Origin of the sequence: Pseudomonas sp. B22129 (genome assembly GCF_044218875.1) — a bacterium.
Taxonomy (GTDB): Bacteria; Pseudomonadota; Gammaproteobacteria; order Pseudomonadales; family Pseudomonadaceae; genus Aquipseudomonas.
In genome coordinates this window covers 6,066,968-6,086,096 of record NZ_CP162592.1, presented here as the reverse complement: position 1 = coordinate 6,086,096, position 19,129 = coordinate 6,066,968, and the positions used below count along the sequence as shown (strand labels likewise).

Sequence of the window (19,129 nt, the reverse complement as noted above, 5' to 3'; positions counted from 1 at the left end):
TCCGACCAAGTCCTCTACCCAGCCGCAAAAAGCAAAGACATGGTGTAGCGGACGATATGGGGCTTGCGGGATATGTTACTGGGAATGAATGGAGAAGGTTTATCCTGCATCGAGTACTGTCTTATCGGCCCGCTGTCACTGCCTGGACATGACTAGCGCAGTCAAAGCGGAGCCCCACGATCTATTGGGATGAGAACGGTAAATAGAGGTATCCGTCCGACCAAAACATCTTCCTGACACAACCGCCGAAAGCCTTGGTGTCCACTTAAGTGGACATTATATTTGATCCATCAAGCGAATTTTTTATGCGCCCTCAACGCCGTACCTACAGCAAATCTTTCAAAGCCCAGGTCATTGGAAGTGCTCCGAACCCAGGCCTCCACCGCAAACATCGTCTTGAGCTACAGCCTCAATGCCAACGTCGTCCACAAATGGATTCGGTTGTAGAATCAAAAAGCCTTGGCTCTTCAGCCTACGTTCATCCCGCTGCATCCTCAGGTGCTTGATGCTGGAACGCGTGCTCAGCCGTCCGGTATCAGTTTTCCAATCCTGCACCGCCCACTCCCATAAAGATGAATTGGCCAGTGGAAAAAGCTGCCACCTGCACGAACTTTCTTCGAGAGCTGTTGCGATGATTCGCATCGGTATCACCTGGCTCACCACCGAGCCGATGGACATGCATGCAGGCACCGGCGCCGTCAGTGCCCGAGTGATTTCAGTGTTCGGTGCGGCGCAGCCGCACTATGCTTATCTGTTCGCCAATTGCCGCGCTAACCGCATGAAAGACCTGGTGCGCAACGGATTGGGCATCGGGTTGGCGGCACGGCGGCTCCACCTGGGCAAACTCGCTTGGTCTAGTATGCCTCACGGTTCACAAATGGAGCTGAGCACCTGACAGCTGCACGCTTTGATACTGGGTCTGCCAAGGCAGAGAGTTGGCCTCGGAAACGCAATTTCCATCCTCTAAGCTGAACCATGCCCTATCCGGTTGCGTAATTGTCTGATCAGCCTATCGTTGTGTTTACGCTGATCTGGCAAGATCGGCTGCATAACTTTGGTCCCCTACCTCTACCAACTGAACCCCGAACAATTGCGTGCATTTGCGGAGCATTTGCTGCAACGCGTCTCGGGGCTCGACGAGCAGTTCGAAACGATGGGCAAGACCTCCCAGGTCATGGACAAGAAGAGCGATCACGACAAAACGGTGATCGAAAAATTCAGCCACGAGATCGCCCAGCTCAAGCACTCCAAGTTCGCCAAACGTAAGGAGCAAATGAGCCCGGAACAGGTTGGTTGACTCAGACGATCTGATCGATACCGATTTCGCTGCCATTGAGGCGGAACTGGAGTCGCTGCAAGTTGCGTTACATGCAGCCGCTGTAATAGAGCGAGGAGGAAATCAAGGGTCTGGAGTCGGACATATGCCGCCGAATACTGCAAGAAAAGGCAGTTCCGGTGATGGGTGTGTTGTGTGCCTTGATGGTTGCCCTGCGCGATACCGTGCACAACGGTTCGACCAATGGCAAAGCCTTGGATAACAGCTTGAAACGCTGGATGGCGCTATGGCGCTACCGCGATGACCGGGCCGTGCCCATTGATAATAATTGGTGTAAGAACCAGGTACTGCCTTGGGCGCCGGGGCGTAAGGCCTGGCTCTTTGCAGGGTCGCTACGCAGCGGCAAGCGCGGCGATGCGATCATAAGTTTGATTCAATCGGTCCGGAGCCGTGGGCATGATCCCGATGCCTACCTGAAGGATGTACCGACACGCCCGCCTACGCAGCGGACAGGTGAGATTGCAGCGCTGCCGCCGCAAAGGTGGCTTCCGGCTTAATCCTGCAAGACGGTTTGCTCGTGCATTTACTAATAGAGCTCAAAAAAAAGCCCGCGGGAACGGGCAAAAGGGATGCTTCCAAAGGAGATTGCATTACAGCCATCCAATGTTAAGGCATTGTTAAGTATAGCGATTATTATCTAGTGACACCCAACAAGCTAGGACCGCCAGTCTAGAGTTCGGCTTGACCATTACAAAGGGATGCCGTGCGGTGAGTATTCAGGGGAGCCTGACCTATTCATTGATGAAGCTTAGATCACCTGGCCACAAGCGCCTTTGGCGAATTTCAGACAAAGAAATGCCCGCGATGGGAGGAGCGGTCTTAAAGGGGGGGCTCGGAACTCAGATAACGATATTTGTAGCGGTCTACTAACCCCGGACACCCATTTAGGCAAGAATGCTCGCCACAGAGAGGTTTCCGATGACCAAGCAGCACCGTACCTTTACCCCTGAGTTCAAGCGCGAAGCTGCCTGCTTGGTGCTCGATCAAGGTTACAGCCATGCCGAAGCGGCCCGTTCGCTCGGTTTGGTCGAGTCGGCACTGCGCCGATGGGGTAATTAGCTTCAGCAGGAGCGCGGCGGCGTTACGCCGGCCAGCAAAGCGTTGACGCCAGAGCAGCAAAAAATTTAAGAGTTGGAAGCCCGAATCACGCGCCTTGAACGCGAGAAATCGATACTAAAAAAGGCTACCGCGCTCTTGATGTCGGAAGATCTCGAGCGTACGCGCTGATCCGCCAGCTCAACGATCATGAGCCCGTTAATTAAGGCGAACTCCGGACGTTGAGCGACTGCGGTTGCCCAGTCGAGTGAATGAGTTGTTCACGAGAAGTCGAAGTGCGTCCGGCAGCCGTACCATCATGGCAATGATGCAAGAAGAGGGTAAGCAAATCGGGCGGTTCAAGGTACGCAGCCTGATGCGTGTGCTGGCGTTGATCAGCAAGCAGCCAGGATCACATGCGTACAAAATGGCCACAGCGGAGCGGCCAGATATTCCGAATACCTTGAACCGAGCGATTGATGTCGAAGCGCCAAATCAGGTCTGGTGTGGAGACATCACTTACGTCTGGGCACAGGGCAAATGGCACTATCTGGCAGTTGTCTTGGATCTCTATGCACGCAGAGTGGTTGACTGGGCCTTATCAGAAAAGCCGGATGGAGGCCAGGTGGTCAAAGCGCTGGATGTCGCTTACGAACAACGTGGAAAGCCTCAAGGGCTAATGTCCCACTCCGATCAGGGATCGCAATATGGCAGCCGCCAGTTCCGCCAGAGACTGTGGCGCTACCGCATTCGCCAGGGCATGAGCCGCCGACGCAACTGCTGGGAAAATGCACCGATGGAGCGCGTATTTCGCAGCTTGAAATCAGTGTGGATACCGACCACGGGCTACCTGACCGGGCAGCAAGCTCAACGAGACATTGGCCAATACCTGATGAGCCACTAAAACTGGATCCGACTTCATCATTTCAACGATGGACTGGCTCCGGCGAAAGCTGAAGAAAAACTCAAAACTGTGTCCGGGATGGATTGGCCACTACAGTGGCTCAAAAAAATCCCGGTTGATAAAAAGGAGCATTCAGCTGGGCAATAGAGCGTCGCACTCTTGGCGTACAAGGTGTTGTCGCGGACTTTTCTTGCGACCGCGCTGCTTTTAGGAGAGGGCTCGGGCTTGACTCAGGGAGTGTCCAGAAGCGCCAACAGATCGGCGGGAATTTCTCCGGATTCTTGAAGGTTGCCTGGTTCGGCTTTGCTGTAAACATTCAGCGCCGCGTCATTGATGGCATGGCTCATCCATTGCAGACTGCCCAGCCAATCGCTGTACTTCCCTGTGAAAATCGCCGTTGAAACATCAATTTTGAATTGAATGACGTCTCGCCAATCGTTCGTGGTATGATCAAAAAGCATGGCTCCGCAAGCGCCATGTCGACGTTCACAAAGCCTGCCTCAGGCTTACGACGTGTGAAAGTAGGGTGATCCTTGGGCCGTGGCCCGCTCAATCCCGCTCCGGCTTTCCGAAATCATCTGCTGGTAGGCGCCATGTTGACGCGGGCGCGATCATGCGTTCAGGCGAGGTGGTGAAAACCCCTGCTTCCAGTCGCTATTGTTCTGTCCAGTCGGCATGGCAATAGATCAAAGGAGGGGGGGGGCGGCCGATGGGTGGCTCTCGGACAGCGGCCTGGTCGTAGGCCGTCGACGCCCTAAAGGTTCATTCTGTGTGGCGTGCCGTCTTACTCGAAAGGCAAGCCTGCGATTGAAATACCGTGGGACCCTCAGTCCCATGAGTGCCCGGGGTTTTCATATATTGAGCTGCGTACCCATTGGATGTTTAACGCAGCTGAAGGGAAGGTTACTGTTCCGGCGGGCAGCCGGTTTATCGCGGCGAGCCACTTCTATGCGCTGGCCGGATTGGGTAGAATGCTTCAACCCGTGGAGCTTATGCGCAAATCATAGCAGCAAAGTGAACTGAGCGCGTTGCCGCCCGACTACCCGCCGCCGAGTCGGCCCTTGCATTTACTCTTCACACCCGACCGCAGATTGACACCTAAAATCAGTGGTTTTTTCGACTTCGCGACGCGACCTTTGACGTGATGCGGTGGTGACGGAGGCCTTTTGAAGTAGGCTGCTGTAAATCACCATCAGCAATGGATATTTATGAGTGCGTGATCAGTCAATAGAGTGCCCCCTTGGTTGTTTACCTCACCGTAGGAGCTACAGGTGGGCAGAAATGCTCGCTCATCCTTGACGAAGTAATGTTGAATATCCAGCTGAACACGAAACGCACCTTAGTGACTACATTTGTTGGCGATGGCGACATAAAACCGTCGGCCCGGGCGTCGCTGCGATGGCTCGTTGGATTGGGTGGAACGGACGACCAATGTTCTTGATCAACTTGTCCGAAGCTTTCTTACCTGACGAAGAATACGGCTCAGTTGAGCACACTGTACGCCCAGCAAAACCATGGATGGCTCGAAAACAGCTGATGGGGCGGGCGAGCTGCGCGCTCAAAACAGAAAAGCCAGCGAGCACGCTCGTCGAGATGCTATCAAACCTGTTTTTCGAAAATACTGATGCATTCAGACGAACTTTCGACTTTGCGACGTTTTGCGGCAAGTTGATTGAAGTCCTTCGTGAGTGAGTATCATCCATATGCTTATGGCTCACACGCCTGCCTCTCAGTTGGCGTGTGAGATCGATTAGTTGTTGCCGCACAAATGGCAACCGGTTTAATCGCGTAAGGCGTGATTGTTGGGTGCATAAGTTTTTGCCATTACGTCGCATAGATATAGTATTTACTAGTGTCTTCATAATTGCAGCTAGGTCAATATAACTCTTCTCTTCTTTTTAGCTCTGTTTATTGAAGATTATAACTGCTTGGCACTATTTCCTCGTTAAAATAACTTCGTTGGCAGTGGCGTGAGTTGAAAAATGACGGTCTGGCTCCTCGTCCGTCTGAAGCTTTGGCTGGTCGATTCGAATACAACATGTCAATACCGCGCCCACCAGATACAGCAAAGCATAGACCCACACCACCCCTTGGACTCCAAGCCAGGAAATCGTTAGCGTTGCAATGGCCGGCCCCATAAAGTTCGACATTCCAGCGGCGAGGTTGTGGGCGGACATAGCCGCCCCTTGCTGCTCCGGGGCAATGGCAAGAAATACAGGTCCAATGGGAACGAACGCTGAGACGCAAATACCCAGTGCAATTGCGGCGGTACTGGCCAGTCCGAAGTGAGCGCCATACATCAGAGGCAAGTAATAGAAAGCCAGGGTCGCCAGCGCGCAGCCAACACAGCCGAACCAACGCATCTGCCATAGCCAGCCGATTCGGTCCCCGATCCATCCCCACATCACGTTAGTGAAAATGGTGACAACGAACATCAGCCCCCACAGATACAACCATTGCTCCATGGTGAAGCCTACGGCTTCCGAAGTGAGGTAAAGCGGCATAATCACAGGGAATCCAAACAAGGTCAGGTTGCAGATGACCCGTACAATGGCTGCAATCAAAATGCTGCGTTGATCGAAGAGGATGGTCACCCCTCGGCTCAGGTCGCGCAAACGGTCGGCGAAGCTTGCCGGCGTGCCTTCCCGTGCCTTGCCTTGATCCTCAACTGCGAACACAATCAATACCGCAGCCAGCGCGACCCACAATGTTGCCATCCAAAGTGTACCGATAAAGCCAATCCGCGAAATGCTCAGGCTCGGCAGATACATTCCGAGAAAACCGATACCGATGGAATACATGGTCCAATACCAACCCATCGCTGAAGCAAGGCGGGCCCCGGGCGTCACTTGAGCAATCCAGACCAGGAATGCGTAGATGAACAAGGGGTAAGCAAGCCCACGAATTCCATAAAAAAGCACCATTAATGGGTAGTTCTGTGCGCTCAGGCCGAGCGTCAGAAATAGCGCATGGAAGATCAGCCAGGCCACGACGCCGATCAACATGATTCGACGCGGACCGAAGGTTTCGGCCAGCACGCCGGAACTCCAGCTGGACAAAGCGGCGAGCAGACCATAAACAGTAAAAAGAAAGGATGCTCGGGTGGGGGAGAAGCCGAGATCGACAATGTAACGAGACAGGAAGGCGAGTTCAATGCCATCCCCAGACATAAATAGGGCAATGGCGACGTAACCCCAGATAAGACATATAGGCATGCCGAACAGCAGCCCTCGGGACGCTTGGCGAGTGGCCATAACGCTTTCCTTTATTGTATTTGTAAGTTAAACAACGCCGAAGAGGCTGTAGCGAAATCGGCAGGTAATACTGCAAGGATCTCATCGTGTAAAAGATAACTGCTACTAAGTATGAGCACGAAAACTGATACTATTTTGTAGTTGTGGAATTGGAGCCGCTCCATAATTGCATGCCCTTATACAGGCCCTGCTCCTTCGTCATCCCGTGCAAGGAAATGGTTGCGGACGCATGATCAGCTTGTTGCTGATCTGCTGGCGTTGCTCGGGGGCTAAGGTATAGTGCGATGGTTCAATGTAGTGGAGGATGATCTGCGATCTCTTCTGCGTCATGCGTTTGTCGCGAGCTATACTGGTCGAATACTGACAGCTAGCTAGCGTGCGGATTTCCGCGCCCAAGCGCGGCTTTTGCTGGAGCTAATGCGCGCAATCAGAGTTTTTTGCAAAGAAGATTAGACGCCGCGAGGAAATAGTATGTCCCGTTGATCGTCGGTTGAAAAATGCGATGACGTGCCCAAGTATTGGACGGCAGGTTCCTAGGGGAACTCTGATGAAGATTTCTTGAGCTTGGCAAAATGGCGGGGCTTCACCCGCTACCTCTCCGATGAAGCAAATTGCCTTTGCCCCTGCCGAGTACTTTGGAGTGCGCAAGCAGGCCGCAAAGTATTATTCCCGCCGAGATGGATAGGATCGTCCTGTGTAAGGATTTATTTGCCCTGATCGAGCCGCATCATCCGAAGGGGAGTGGTTAGCGTCCGACCTATCCCCTGATGATGATGCTGCGTATTCATTTGATGCAAAACTGGTCGGCTACAGCGTTCTGGCGTTGAAGGAGGCGCGTATGAAATTATTATTTTCAACTTCCGTCGGTTGCTGGAACCGGAGTAGAACGCGCTCTGAGCGTTAAGGTCGCCATGTGGTAGATTGACGCCCGGCGTGGCGTGTACGGGAAAGCTGGGCAAACGCTGATTCCGTACGAAACCAAATGCTAAATTAAAGAAGCAAAGCTAGTGCCGTCAGAGCGAAGGTTGAGCTCCGTTCTGGGCAATTAGGTGCAAATTCAGTCATGCGAGGAGCTTTTTCGTGGTATGGGCAAAGCTGCGGCACTGTTGGTGCCGCCGTTCATAAAGCGTAGATATTTACTGGCGGGTGTTGGTGAGGTGTGTCTACGAGGCGCTTGCGGTGGCTAAAAAATCCAGAAATTAACCGGTGATCTGATCGTCTTTGATCCATCGTTGTGTTCAAAGCTGACGGTATCTGAAGAAAGCTAGAAATGCTTGGCTGTTTCAGGCTATCCCTAGAGGCTCTCCTATAGTTTATCATGCTTGTTAGCCCGTTAGGCTAAGCGTTGTTACTCTGTGGCATATGCGCGATTGGACGAATGGTGTGGCTATAACTGTCGCGAAAATAGACCTTGTAAGATGCAATAAAACAAAAAGCAGTCTAATGTGAACCGCTCAGCGAAAATTACTGACCCTTCCTTCGAGCTGATGGACGACCACAACGGGTTGTCCATCATCTATCGCCAGCACGGATTTCCCTGCCCGCTGGTGCGTTGGCATTTCCACAAGGAGTACGAACTGCACCTGATAGTCGCGAGCTCCGGCAAGGTGTTCATCGGCGATTACATCGGCAATTTCTATCCGCAAACCCTGTTCCTGACTGGCCCCAACCTACCTCACAACTGGATCAGCCAGATTGTCGAAGGTGAAGTGGTGCCCAAGCGCGACATGTTGGTCAACTTTTCCGATGAACTGTTCGACAAAGGCCATCAGGTGTTTGCCGAGCTCAAGATCCTGGTGCCGCTGTTGAAGCGTGCGCAGTACGGCATCGAGTTTCGTTGCAAGCACACGATTGGCATGGCGATGGACCTGATGCAATGCATTGCCAGCACCCGAGGTATGACCCGCCTCGGACACTTTTTCATACTCCTGGAGTTGCTCGCCGCCTGCGAAGATTATCAACTTTTATCAGGTGCGACGACGCTGCAATTGGCCGACGAGCACCACATCGATCGTACCAATCGAGCGGTGGATTACATCTTTGCCCATTACGCCCGGGATCTGTCGCTGGAGGAAGTGGCTGAGCACCTGGGCATGAAACCGACCTACTTCAGCCGGGTGTTCAGGCAGGCCACCGGGCGCTGTTTCATCGAGTTTGTCAATCGCCTGCGAATCAGCAAGTCTTGCGAGCTACTGGCCGATGGCGTTAAATCGGTAACTGACGTGTGCTTCGAATCAGGCTTCAACAATATCTCCAATTTCAACCGGCGCTTTCAGCAGCAGAAGGGCATGACGCCTTCGCATTACCGGCGGTTGGTGGTGCAGCGGTTGACCGAGCAAAACCAAAGTTGAGTTCGCTCCCACGAGTGCTGTATTTCAACCCGATAACCTATACGAATTCGATCGTCTGTCATCGCTGTACAGCCCTTCCCTGTGTCGTTCGCTGTAAAATTAAGTGCAAAATAATATCAATCTAAATGCGAAGGATGATTTGTTTTGCCCGCAATTGAAGTCTGTAATTAGCGCATATTCTGCCAACCGTCGAAAGATACGAAAACAACGTCAACACCATGAAAAAATCCGGCACACAGGTGGCGTCAAGCAACGATCTCAACGAAAACCTTGCGCTGTTCAACAGCGAAAAATGCGTAATCTGGGTCGATGCCAGTGTCGCCGGCTCGTTCGTCACCGACAAGATCCAAAGCAAGGTCAGCGACCACGTCGGCTTGAGCCATGCGCCCCACGAGGTTACCGACAAAGGCTCGGCCTGGTTGTACTTCTGGGCATTGGCGATCCCTACCAGCTACAAGGCCAAGGAGGCGGCAAAAACCTTCAGTGCCTGGGCTACGTTCAAGGAGTTCGGGGCGTTGGTCGCGGAAAAGATGGCGTCGCCAACGAGCCGCCCGGTAGCCGAGCCTCGGCCTACAGCGAGGCGTGCTTGAACGCCGCGCCATTTGTCAGAGTCACGCTGGAGTTGCTCATAGCCGCGGCCCCGAGCAAGCCGAGCGCCAAACCGGTGCAGTACATCGGCATTCAGTTAGTGATCATCCCGGAGTTCCTGGGCATTGGCATCTAGGTCGGCAAATTGTTGTTCTCGGCGCTGATCGACCAGGCCCTGGCCGCTGCCCAGCAGGCCACCGAACGGGAGATGAAGCGCGCCGGGTACCCGAAATAACCACGCAGTCCCGCTCCCACATTGGAACTTCACTGGTCTACACGACTCGGTTCTTACGCCATGAATATTTCAAATGCCAAAGCTCACCCGGATATCAAGTCGCGTGGCCAAACTTGGCCGGTTTCTGGTCAGTCCCTCGGTGGCCTTGTTGCTGTTGTGGATGATCGTGCCGCTGGGCATGACCCTGTACTTTTCGCTGACCCCCTACGACCCGATCAACCTGCCGATTGTGGTGTGGATGGTTTACACCTACTTCAAGGACATCCTCGAAGCTGCCCCCTGGATTGCGCACACTCTGGCAGGAGATGGTCCGCGTTCTGCTGCCGATTGCCAAGGGCGGCCTGGCCTCCACCGTGTTGCTGTCGCTGATCCTGTGCTGGAACGAGGCATTTTAGTCCTGAGCCTGACTTCGTTGGCCGTTGCGCCGTTAACTGCGCTGATCGCCTCCAACTCCAGCCCCGAAGACTTGTTCTGGGCCAAGTTGTCCGCCGTGTCGTCCCTGGCTTGCGCGCCGATCCTGAATTTTGGCTGGATCAGCCAGAAACAGCTAATGCGCGGTTTGTCCTTCGGCGCAGTGAAATAAGCCCGCTGTTCATAAATCCCCTTGTGGGAATGGGCTTGCTCGCAATAGATGTCAATGATAACCCGTTGTCTGAAGGATAGTCGCGAGCAGGCTCGCCCCCACAAAAATCCTGCACGGCGCACCAAATAAGTTCAAATGGAGGCCCACCATGGCCAAACTGAAAATCAAGAATCTGCAAAAACGTTTCGAAGGCTTTTCCATCATCAAGGGCATCGGCCTGGAAGTGACCGACAAGGAGTTTGTGGTCTTCGTCGCCCCCGCGGGCTGCGGCAAGTCCACCCTGTTGCGGCTGATTGCCGGCCTTGAGGAAGTCTGCGGCGGCACCATCGCGCTTGGCCGCGACATCACCGAAGTCAGCCCGGCCAAGCGCGACCTAGCGATGGTGTTCCAGGCCTACGGCCTGTATCCGCACATGAGCGTGCGCAAGAACATGTCCTTTGCCCTCGACCTAGCCGGGGTGCCAAAAGCCGAAGTGTTAAAAAAAGTCAGTGAAGCGGCACGTATTCTCGAACTCGGGCCGATGCTTGAGCTTAAGCCGAAGCAACTGTCCGGTGGCGAGCGGCAACGCGTTGCGATTGGCCGGGCCATCGTGCGCAACCCGAAAATTTTCCTGTTCGATGAACCACTGTCCAGTCTCGACGCCGCGCTGCGGGTGCAGATGCACCTTGAACTGCTACGCCTGCACAAGGATTTGCAAGCGACCATGATCTACGTGACCCACGATCAGGTCGAAGCGATGACCATGGCCGATAAGGTAGTGGTGTTCAATGGTGGCAGGATCGAGCAGGTCAGCTTGCGTCTGGACCGTTACCACCAGCCGGCCAACCTGGTCGTCGCCGGTTTTCTCGGCACGCCGAAAAAGGGATTTCTCAAGAGCAGCGTCAGCCTTGTCGAGCGCCAGGGCTGTGAAGTTTTGCTGGATGCCGGCACCCGCATCACATTGCGAGTGAGCTGCGCCAGCCTGAGTGTCAGTGGCGCGGTGACTCAAGGTATTCGCCCGGAGCATTTAGAACTGGCCATGCCTGGTGACTGCACCTTGCAGGTCACTGCCGACGTCGGTGAACATCTGGGCAGCGACACGTTCTGCCACATGCGCACGGCGTCCGGCGAGGCCTTGACCATGCGCGTGCTTGGCGACCTAGCCAGCCGCTACGGCGAAACATTGAGCCTGCATTTGAATGCCGACCACTGCCATTTGTTCGATGGCAACGGCGTGGCTGTTACCCGACCACTGCGCGCTGCCGCCTGATTTCAGGGATCTTGTATGAAACTCACTAAAAAAAACCTCAACCGTTTCGCCCCAGAGGTGATTCTGCCCGCCTACAACCTGAGCGACACCCGTCAGGGCATCGCCCATATCGGCGTCGGCGGCTTCCATCGCGCCCACCAGGCGTATTATACCGATGCGCTGATGAACCTGGGCGAAGGCCTCGAATGGGCAATCTGCGGCGTCGGCCTGCGCGGCGAAGACCGTCGTGCCCACGACCACCTGCACGGCCAGGACTGTCTGTTCACCCTGTTCGAACTGGGAGACAACGACGCCACCGAAGTGCGGGTAATCGGCTCGATTCGCGACATGCTGTTGGCTGAGGACAATGCTCAGGCACTGATCGAAAAACTCGCCGACCCGCAAATCCGCATCGTGTCGCTGACCATTACCGAAGGCGGTTATTGCATCGACGACAGCAACGGCGAATTCATGGCCGATCTGCCGCAGATTCAGCACGACCTGAGCAGCCCGGCGGCCCCGAAAACGGTGTTCGGCTTTCTCTGCGCTGCTCTGGCCAAACGCCGTGCCGCCGGCACGCCAGCCTTCACCTTGATGTCCTGCGATAACCTGCCGCACAACGGCGCCGTGACCCGCAAGGCTTTGCTGGCCTTTGCCGCTTTGCTCGATGCCGATCTAACGGGCTGGATCGCGGCTAACGTCAGCTTCCCCAACGCCATGGTCGACCGCATCACGCCGATGACCAGCGTTGAACATCGCCTGCAACTGGCCGACCAGCACGGTGTTGACGACACCTGGCCGGTGGTTTGTGAACCCTTTGCGCAATGGGTGCTGGAAGACAAGTTCGTCAACGGGCGCCCGGCCTGGGAAAAGGTCGGTGTGCAATTTACCGACGATGTCACGCCTTACGAAGAGATGAAGATCAAGCTGCTCAACGGCAGCCATCTGGCCCTGACGTATCTGGGGTTCCTGAAGGGTTACCGGTTCGTCCATGAGACCATGAATGACTCGCTATTCGTACGCTACATACGCGCTTACATGGAGCTGGATGTGACCCCGCAGTTGGCGCCGGTGCCGGGAATCGACCTGACCGAATACCAGAACACCCTGGTCTCACGCTTCTCCAATCGGGCGATTGCCGATCAGCTGGAGCGGGTGTGTTCGGATGGCTCGTCGAAGCTTCCAAAGTTCACCGTGCCGACCATCAACCGCTTGATTGCCGAGGGCCGGGATACCCGGCGCGCGGCGCTGGTGGTGGCGGCCTGGGCTATGTATTTGAAAGGGGTGGAGGAGAATGGCAATATCTACTTGATTGCGGATCCGCGGGCGGCGTTTTGTCAGGTATTGGTGGCCGATGATGCATTAATCACTCAGCGATTGCTGACAGTTGAGGAGATTTTTGGTGTGCAGATTCCTAACTCTCCCGAGTTCGTGGCGGCGTTTGAATGGTGCTACAACAGCTTGCGGGATGTGGGAGTGACACAGACGTTGGAAAAAGTTCTCACCATTCCCTGCGGTTCTCCAGAACCCATTGTGTAAGGCCAGTCGGCCGAGAAATCTCTTTAATCAGAAAGGAAAGGACGATGGTATTGCCTCGGGCAATCGTATTTGGTGAAGCCCTGACTGACATTGTCCAGGGCGTACCCGGACAGTGGCAGGGTTTTGCGGGCGGTGCGCCTTGGAACGTTGCACGAGCGCTCAGTCGCCTGAGTGTCAGCAGCTCCTTTGCAGGGGCCGTCAGTACGGACTCGTTGGGCGACGAGATAGCCCTACAGTCAGAGGTGGCAGGGTTAGATATGCGATTTATACAACGAGTGGACCGAGAGCCCTTGGTCGCCATCATTCCGTCAAGCCGCCCGCCTAGGTACTTTTTTGCCGGGGATGCCGATCTGTTTTTCGATACGGGCCTGCTGCCGCAAGGTTGGCTTGACCATACCGAAGTTTGTCATTTTAGCTGCATCAGTCTGGCTCGACAGCCATTGGGAGATCGTTTGGTCAGCCTCGCCGAACAGGTGAAGCGCGCTGGCAAACGAATTAGCTTTGATCCGAACTGGCGCAATTTGATGGACAGATATTACCGGGAGAGCACTTTCCCAACGATGACCGCCCTGGCTGACATGATCAAGCTGTCCGATGAAGACCTTCGTCACCTCTATCCCGGATTGACCGAACATCAGGCCATGGATGAGTTACGTGCGCTCAACTCTAGGGCGCAGATCCTGTTCACCCGAGGTGCAGACGGAATGATTCTTCATACGTCGGACCGTCAATACGAACAGCCCGCGATTCTTGGGGACGTTGCCGATACTGTGGGGGCGGGCGATGCGAGCATGGCGGGTTGGTTGGCTGCAGATTTGCTGGGAATCACCGATCTGAAGGAGCGTCTGCGTTTTTCAACTGCTTGCGCCTCCATATCGTGTCGACATACCGGAGCCTATGCACCAACGTTGGCAGAAGTTAAAAATCTACTTACCTCGCTACCCAGTGGCTGAAGAAATGGAAAAGAGGCTGACGTATCGATGCGTATTTCAGCATCACACTAATGTCGAGCAAGCATGTTTCCGTTAGGACGCGTGAAAATAGTTACAGAGATGCCTATTTCTTGATTCAGTGCTTGCTCTTCAGTTTAATGATCTGTTGGCGCCTACGCCGAATTTCCCCAGTTGCTGAGATTTCACTGACCCAGTCTGACTCCTCGCGAATCCTTGTCTGTGCTGGACTTTTGAAGGTTTGGAGGTGGGGCAGTCTTGTCTCGGCACGTAGGTCAATTCATCGTCGGCGTGAACAGCCCAGCCCGAAGAAGTAAAAGCCTTGCCACCTTGGTGGCGAATTGCAGCTTGTAAATTTCCAGAGCGTCATACCTGTGATAGCCGAGTTTCGCATCTCGAACGAGAAGATTGATCATTTCGTTAATCGACTCTTGCACGTACCTCTGCTTCCAAGGCATTCAAGATTCAAAATCTGGCTGATTGCATAAGCACTGATTGGAGCCGCCTCCATCGTGGTGGAGAGTGCGTGTAGCCTGCCGCATCAGCCTGATGCTAAATCGAAGTAAATAGGATCATGTGGGTGCCTACTAACGGATAGATGTTAAATGGCCACGTTTTAAGTATAAAGGCATTTGATTTGATATCTGGTAGCGATAGTCCTTGATCGTGATGAGGGCCTTCGTTAGCAAAAGGATTTGTTGGAGCTCAGGGATGGTTGCGGTAAAGCATAAGGTTTTGGTCAGTTGGATCGGCGCTAACGATTTGAAAGCGGTGATCGGCGAGGGGGCGGGGCCTGTCCGTTCGGCCCTCGCTGCTGTCGATTTCGATGTCGTCGAACTCTTGTGTGCGTACCCTGCGGAGCAGGTTGAGCGTTATCTTCGCTGGCTCCGCGAGCAAGTCGATATTCCCGTCACGGCCTATGTCGAGCCGTTATCCTCCCCTGTGCATTTCGGCGAGATTTATCACGCGGCCAATCGGCATCTGCAGCGGTTGGTGGGAGAAGGGGCACATCTTTCCATCTTGCTGAGCCCCGGAACACCTGCGATGCAGGCGGTGTGGATCCTGTTGGGCAAGACCCGTTACCCCGCAGTGTTCTATCAATCTTCGTTGGAACAAGGTGTCCAGCAGGTTGATATCCCCTTCGAAATCGCTGCCGAGTATGTTCCAGCGGCCAGCGCAATCAGCGGCAACCAGTTGGCCAAACTGGCTGAGCAGCAAGTGCCGGTGGATGCCGCGTTTGACAGCATTGTCGCGGAAAGTGGTCGCATGCTGGCCATCAAGGCACAGGCCCACGTTCTTGCTGAGAAAGGCGTGCCGGTCCTTATCTATGGAGAGACGGGTACCGGCAAAGAGTTGTTTGCCCGAGCCATCCACAACGCAGGAACGCGCGCTAGCCAGCCGTTCGTAACTGTCAACTGCGGTGCTATTCCCTCTGAACTGGTTGATTCCGTGCTCTTCGGCCACAAAAAAGGTGCGTTTACCGGCGCGATTGCAGATCGGCTTGGGGTGTTCGAACAGGCTCATGGCGGGACGCTATTTCTTGATGAGTTCGGTGAACTGACCTTGGCCGTGCAGGTGCGGCTATTGCGTGTACTGCAAGAGGGCACCTTCACGCCGGTCGGTGCCAGTCGTGAAGTGCAGGTGAATGTGCGCCTGATCACCGCCACTCACCGCAATCTGATGGCAGACGTCGCACAGGGCAGTTTCCGTGAGGACCTGTTTTATCGCATCGCTGTAGGTGTCCTGCATCTGCCGGCGCTGCGCGAGCGCGAGGGTGACCTGCGGCTCTTGACCGATGCGCTGCTGGCCGGTATCGGCAGCCAAGATCCCAGCCTGAAGGAAAAAAAGGTTTCGCTGGAGGCCAGGGAACTCATCCAACGGCACCCGTGGCGCGGCAACGTTAGGGAGTTACACGCCACCTTGCTGCGCGCTGCGCTCTGGTGCCAGGACTCGCTGATTACCCGGGGCGATATTGACCAGGCGTTGTTCAAACTGCCGGCGCAGGACAACGACCTGATGACGATGGATGTGTCCCAAGGGGTGGACATCAACCACATCATTTCCAAAGTCGTGAGCCACTACGTGCGTGGCGCATTGGCCTCAACGGGCCAGAACAAAACCCGAGCCGCCTTGCTCCTGGGGCTCAAGAGCCAGCAGACCCTGAGCAAGTGGATCGAAAAGCACTGTGTCGAATAACAAGCGAGGGTAAGAAAAATTACTTTGAAGTAATGAATATTATTTTTTTCGGGCGTTATTGATCCTTGTATTTCGTAACTTATTGTTTTTAAAGAAATAAATTATTCTGGCACGAAGCTCGCTATAACCAGGACGTCACTTACTGATTACCAAGGAACCGTTGAAATGTCAGAGCTCAAGAAATTCCAGATCCAAGCTGCCCGTCCTTTGCCTGTGATTGTGCTGGCGGACACCAGTGGCAGCATGTCGGAGGGCGGCAAGATCGAGGCGTTGAACAGCGCGCTCCAGGACATGATCGCCACCTTTGCCCATGAAAGCCGCCTGCGCGCTGAAATCCAGGTGAGCGTGATCACCTTTGGCGGCAGCAGCGCAGGGTTGAACCTGCCCTTGACCCCGGCCCATAAAATCCAAAGTTTCAGCCAGCTCACGGCGGATGGCGCCACGCCGTTGGGCGGCGCATTGCGCCTAGCCAGTCAACTGATCGAAGACAAAGACATGGTGCCGTCCCGCGCCTACAAACCGGTGATTGTGTTGGTCTCCGATGGCTACCCCAATGACGAGTGGGAGACACCTTTTGCGCAATTGCAAAATGGCGAGCGCTCCTCCAAGGCTGCGCGCTTCGCCATGGGCATCGGTGCCGATGCAGATGTGAGCATGCTGGCTGATTTCGCCAATGATCCGGAAGCACCGCTGTTTCAAGCCTCCGAGGCACGGGATATTCATCGCTTCTTCCGTGCCGTGACCATGAGTGTCAGCGCCCGTAGCCAGTCGTCGACACCCAATCAAACGCTCCCGTTGGAGTTGCCGCCTGCCGACGATCAAGACTGGGAATTCTGATGCGCCTGGCAGCTTCGGGTGCCAGGGTCATCGGGCTGGGGCATCTGCAGGACGGCGTGGTCAACCAGGATGCCATAGGGGTCTATGGTATGCGTCAGGGGTGGTGCATCGCGGTCTGCGACGGCCTTGGCAGCCGGCGCCTGAGCCACATCGGCTCCAGCAAGGCGGTACGCTTAGTCAAGCAACATGCCAAGCAGGCCTTCGCCGTGTCTGCACAAACACTGGGGCAGGCCATTCGCTGGTCCTGGCTTGAGCATTTCGGCACCCGCTATCGCGATTACGAAACCACCTGTCTGTGGGCCCGGGTCGATGCCCGCGGCCGCGGGCAGGCCGGACAGATAGGGGATGGGCTGCTGCTACTCAAGAGTCGAGGTTCCTTCCGGGTGGTCAGCGCGGCGCGCCAGGGGTTTGGTAACCAGACCGACACCCTGGGCCAAACAGGCGAGGGGCTGTGGCAGACCTGCGAATTTGAACTGGTACTGCCAGGCGATGGAGTGCTTCTGATGACGGACGGCATCAGTGATGATCTGATTCCTGAACAGTTGGAACCTTTTTTCGATGTGGTTTACCGCCGCCTTGCGCGCAGCAACAGACGCCGCATGCGAACCTGGTTGGAGCGAGAAATGAACGCCTGGTCCACGCCACTTCACGGTGATGACAAGAGCATCGCCGGTATCTTTCGAACGGATCACAAACAATGACCGCTACTCAGCGCAGTACCAAGCATGTCCTGGATGAAAAGGGCACTCGCTACGACTTGTTGAGCGAGATGAGTCGCGGCGGGCAGGGTGTGGTGTATCGCACACAACTGCCTACTGTCCTGGTCAAGGGGTTTATCCATACTGACTTCGATGCCAAACAACTCTGGTATCAGCATATGGCATGGTTGATCCGCCAGGATCTCAGCGACCTGAAACTGGCGCGACCGCTGGCACTCCTCCAACCGCCGCGCTTTGGCTATGTAATGGAACTGATGGACGGGCTAGTTCCATTGCAAAGCCTGTTGGACAGTTTTGTCGCCGCCGAGGACGATGCCCCCAGTGATTACCTGGCGCAGGGCGGCCTGCGTCGGCGGGTCCGTATTCTTTGCCAGTTGGCCAGGACCTTGAACCAGCTGCATGGGCGCGGAATGCTCTACGGCGACCTGTCCCCAGCCAATATTTTTGTGTCTGATGATCCCGGGTTTGCCGAAACTTGGCTGATTGACTGCGACAACATCAGCCCGCATGCCCACAGCGGTCTGACCCTACATACTCCCGACTATGGCGCGCCGGAAGTAGTGCGTGGCGATGCCATGCTGTCGAGCCTGACGGACTGTTGGAGCTTTGCTGTCATTGCCTATCGTGTGTTGACCCATAACCATCCTTTTAAAGGCGAACTGGTCGAACTGGGTGAGCCAGAGGAGGAGGACGCGGCGCTACGGGGAGAGCATCCATGGATCAATGATTCGGATAACCCCGATAATGCCTGCTTTGCCAACCTGCCGTTGCAGTTGGTCGAACACAGCCGCTTGCCAGCGCTGTTCAGTCGCTGCTTCGAGCAGGGCAAGCACGATGCAACCGCTCGCCCGGGTGTCGCCGAATGGTTGGAAGCCCTGGTGGAGATCGACGAACGCATGGTTGAGTGCGCCGAATGCTCCGCCACCACGTTGATGCCGAGCACTGGCGTTGATTCTGCGCACATGGCCTGCTTTTTCTGCGATGCACCGGTCGACTCCAAATTAGTGGTGTTTGAAGAGTTCATCTGCTTGGCGCCAGAAGAAAGGGATGCCGAACTGCCTGACCACCGCATCGCCACCGGCCGCCGTGTGTACCTGCAACCCGGGGCAGATCAAGAGCTCAAGCGGTTGTTGCCCTCGTTCAGTTATGACCGCTGGCCCACCTACCATGTACGCCTCGAATACACCGACAAGGGACTTGGGATCCACCAATTGCCAGACGGCGAGCTGTACCTGCAAGGCGAGGGTGATCCCAAGCAACTGGGGAAATTTCAGGGGCTCAAGGCGACGCGTCGTGGCCAGTATGACCAGCCATACCAGTTGCATATCGGCCCTCCCGAGGAAACCCATGTCGTCTGGCAATTCCGGTGGTGAT

At 55.1% G+C, this 19,129-nt stretch carries 13 protein-coding genes and 7 pseudogenes; 17 read left to right on the top strand and 3 right to left on the bottom strand.

Translation table 11 applies throughout. The annotated features are described in order from the left end of the window. Positions 1 to 505: 505 nt before the first annotated feature. From tnpB to AB4P94_RS27595, 4 genes and pseudogenes are all read left to right on the top strand, one after another. Complete coding sequence (tnpB, locus tag AB4P94_RS27610; protein WP_232620206.1) at positions 506 to 895, top strand: IS66 family insertion sequence element accessory protein TnpB; 390 nt, start codon at positions 506 to 508, stop codon at positions 893 to 895. Positions 896 to 1,054: 159 nt separating this feature from the next. Continuing rightward, complete coding sequence (locus tag AB4P94_RS27605; RefSeq protein WP_016968919.1) at positions 1,055 to 1,297, top strand: hypothetical protein; 243 nt, start codon at positions 1,055 to 1,057, stop codon at positions 1,295 to 1,297. Positions 1,298 to 1,389: 92 nt separating this feature from the next. After that, positions 1,390 to 1,833, top strand: a pseudogene (locus AB4P94_RS27600) (transposase); the annotation flags it as partial. A 421-nt stretch (positions 1,834 to 2,254) separates the two neighbouring features. Beyond that, a pseudogene (locus tag AB4P94_RS27595) lies at positions 2,255 to 3,359 on the top strand (IS3 family transposase); the annotation flags it as partial. A 146-nt stretch (positions 3,360 to 3,505) separates the two neighbouring features. On the opposite strand, the gene AB4P94_RS27590 reads toward AB4P94_RS27595, so the two are convergent. After that, on the bottom strand, positions 3,506 to 3,736 hold the full coding sequence (locus AB4P94_RS27590) for a hypothetical protein (protein WP_016968915.1): 231 nt from the start codon (positions 3,734 to 3,736) through the stop codon (positions 3,506 to 3,508). 970 nt (positions 3,737 to 4,706) lie between these two features. Here AB4P94_RS27590 and AB4P94_RS27585 point away from each other — a divergent pair. Next, on the top strand, positions 4,707 to 4,967 hold the full coding sequence (locus AB4P94_RS27585; RefSeq protein WP_016968914.1) for a hypothetical protein: 261 nt from the start codon (positions 4,707 to 4,709) through the stop codon (positions 4,965 to 4,967). 242 nt (positions 4,968 to 5,209) lie between these two features. Here the strand turns inward: AB4P94_RS27585 and AB4P94_RS27580 are convergent, their stop codons facing one another. Both AB4P94_RS27580 and AB4P94_RS27575 read right to left on the bottom strand, forming a co-directional pair. Continuing rightward, on the bottom strand, positions 5,210 to 6,529 hold the full coding sequence (locus AB4P94_RS27580) for an MFS transporter (protein WP_395608338.1): 1,320 nt from the start codon (positions 6,527 to 6,529) through the stop codon (positions 5,210 to 5,212). A gap of 154 nt (positions 6,530 to 6,683) precedes the next feature. Then, a pseudogene (locus AB4P94_RS27575) lies at positions 6,684 to 6,925 on the bottom strand (glucose-6-phosphate dehydrogenase); the annotation flags it as partial. Positions 6,926 to 7,130: 205 nt separating this feature from the next. Here AB4P94_RS27575 and AB4P94_RS27570 point away from each other — a divergent pair. The 12 genes and pseudogenes from AB4P94_RS27570 to AB4P94_RS27515 all read left to right on the top strand — a co-directional run. Next, a pseudogene (locus AB4P94_RS27570) lies at positions 7,131 to 7,394 on the top strand (IS5/IS1182 family transposase); the annotation flags it as partial. Between the two features lie 580 nt (positions 7,395 to 7,974). Beyond that, the gene (locus AB4P94_RS27565; protein WP_395608337.1) at positions 7,975 to 8,880 is read left to right on the top strand and encodes an AraC family transcriptional regulator; all 906 of its coding nucleotides are present in this window, start codon (positions 7,975 to 7,977) and stop codon (positions 8,878 to 8,880) included. Between the two features lie 209 nt (positions 8,881 to 9,089). Further along, positions 9,090 to 9,703: pseudogene (locus AB4P94_RS27560) on the top strand (extracellular solute-binding protein); the annotation flags it as partial. 73 nt (positions 9,704 to 9,776) lie between these two features. Continuing rightward, positions 9,777 to 9,914: pseudogene (locus AB4P94_RS27555) on the top strand (sugar ABC transporter permease); the annotation flags it as partial. Further along, positions 9,909 to 10,286: pseudogene (locus tag AB4P94_RS27550) on the top strand (carbohydrate ABC transporter permease); the annotation flags it as partial. The pseudogenes AB4P94_RS27555 and AB4P94_RS27550, both read left to right, overlap by 6 nt. Before the next feature lie 148 nt (positions 10,287 to 10,434). Next, positions 10,435 to 11,535: an ABC transporter ATP-binding protein gene (locus AB4P94_RS27545; RefSeq protein WP_016968897.1), complete on the top strand. Its 1,101-nt coding sequence runs from the start codon at positions 10,435 to 10,437 to the stop codon at positions 11,533 to 11,535. Positions 11,536 to 11,550: 15 nt separating this feature from the next. Beyond that, positions 11,551 to 13,053 carry a mannitol dehydrogenase family protein gene (locus AB4P94_RS27540; RefSeq protein ID WP_016968898.1) on the top strand — a complete coding sequence of 501 codons (1,503 nt, stop codon included), beginning with the start codon at positions 11,551 to 11,553 and terminating at the stop codon, positions 13,051 to 13,053. Between the two features lie 44 nt (positions 13,054 to 13,097). Beyond that, a complete protein-coding gene (locus tag AB4P94_RS27535) occupies positions 13,098 to 14,006 on the top strand; it encodes a carbohydrate kinase (RefSeq protein ID WP_016968899.1) in 909 nt (302 codons plus the stop codon). Between the two features lie 708 nt (positions 14,007 to 14,714). Then, positions 14,715 to 16,199, top strand: a complete 1,485-nt coding sequence (locus AB4P94_RS27530; RefSeq protein WP_031319371.1) for a sigma-54-dependent Fis family transcriptional regulator — start codon at positions 14,715 to 14,717, stop codon at positions 16,197 to 16,199. 165 nt (positions 16,200 to 16,364) lie between these two features. Beyond that, positions 16,365 to 17,036 (top strand): VWA domain-containing protein, encoded by a 672-nt coding sequence (locus tag AB4P94_RS27525; RefSeq protein WP_016968903.1) that lies wholly within the window; start codon positions 16,365 to 16,367, stop codon positions 17,034 to 17,036. Then, positions 17,036 to 17,737: a PP2C family serine/threonine-protein phosphatase gene (locus AB4P94_RS27520; protein ID WP_016968904.1), complete on the top strand. Its 702-nt coding sequence runs from the start codon at positions 17,036 to 17,038 to the stop codon at positions 17,735 to 17,737. The genes AB4P94_RS27525 and AB4P94_RS27520 overlap by 1 nt, the downstream gene beginning before the upstream one ends. Continuing rightward, entirely contained in the window at positions 17,734 to 19,128 is a 1,395-nt protein-coding gene (locus AB4P94_RS27515) for a protein kinase (RefSeq protein WP_080519972.1), read from the top strand. Before AB4P94_RS27520 ends, AB4P94_RS27515 begins: the two co-directional genes overlap by 4 nt. Position 19,129: the final 1 nt, after the last annotated feature.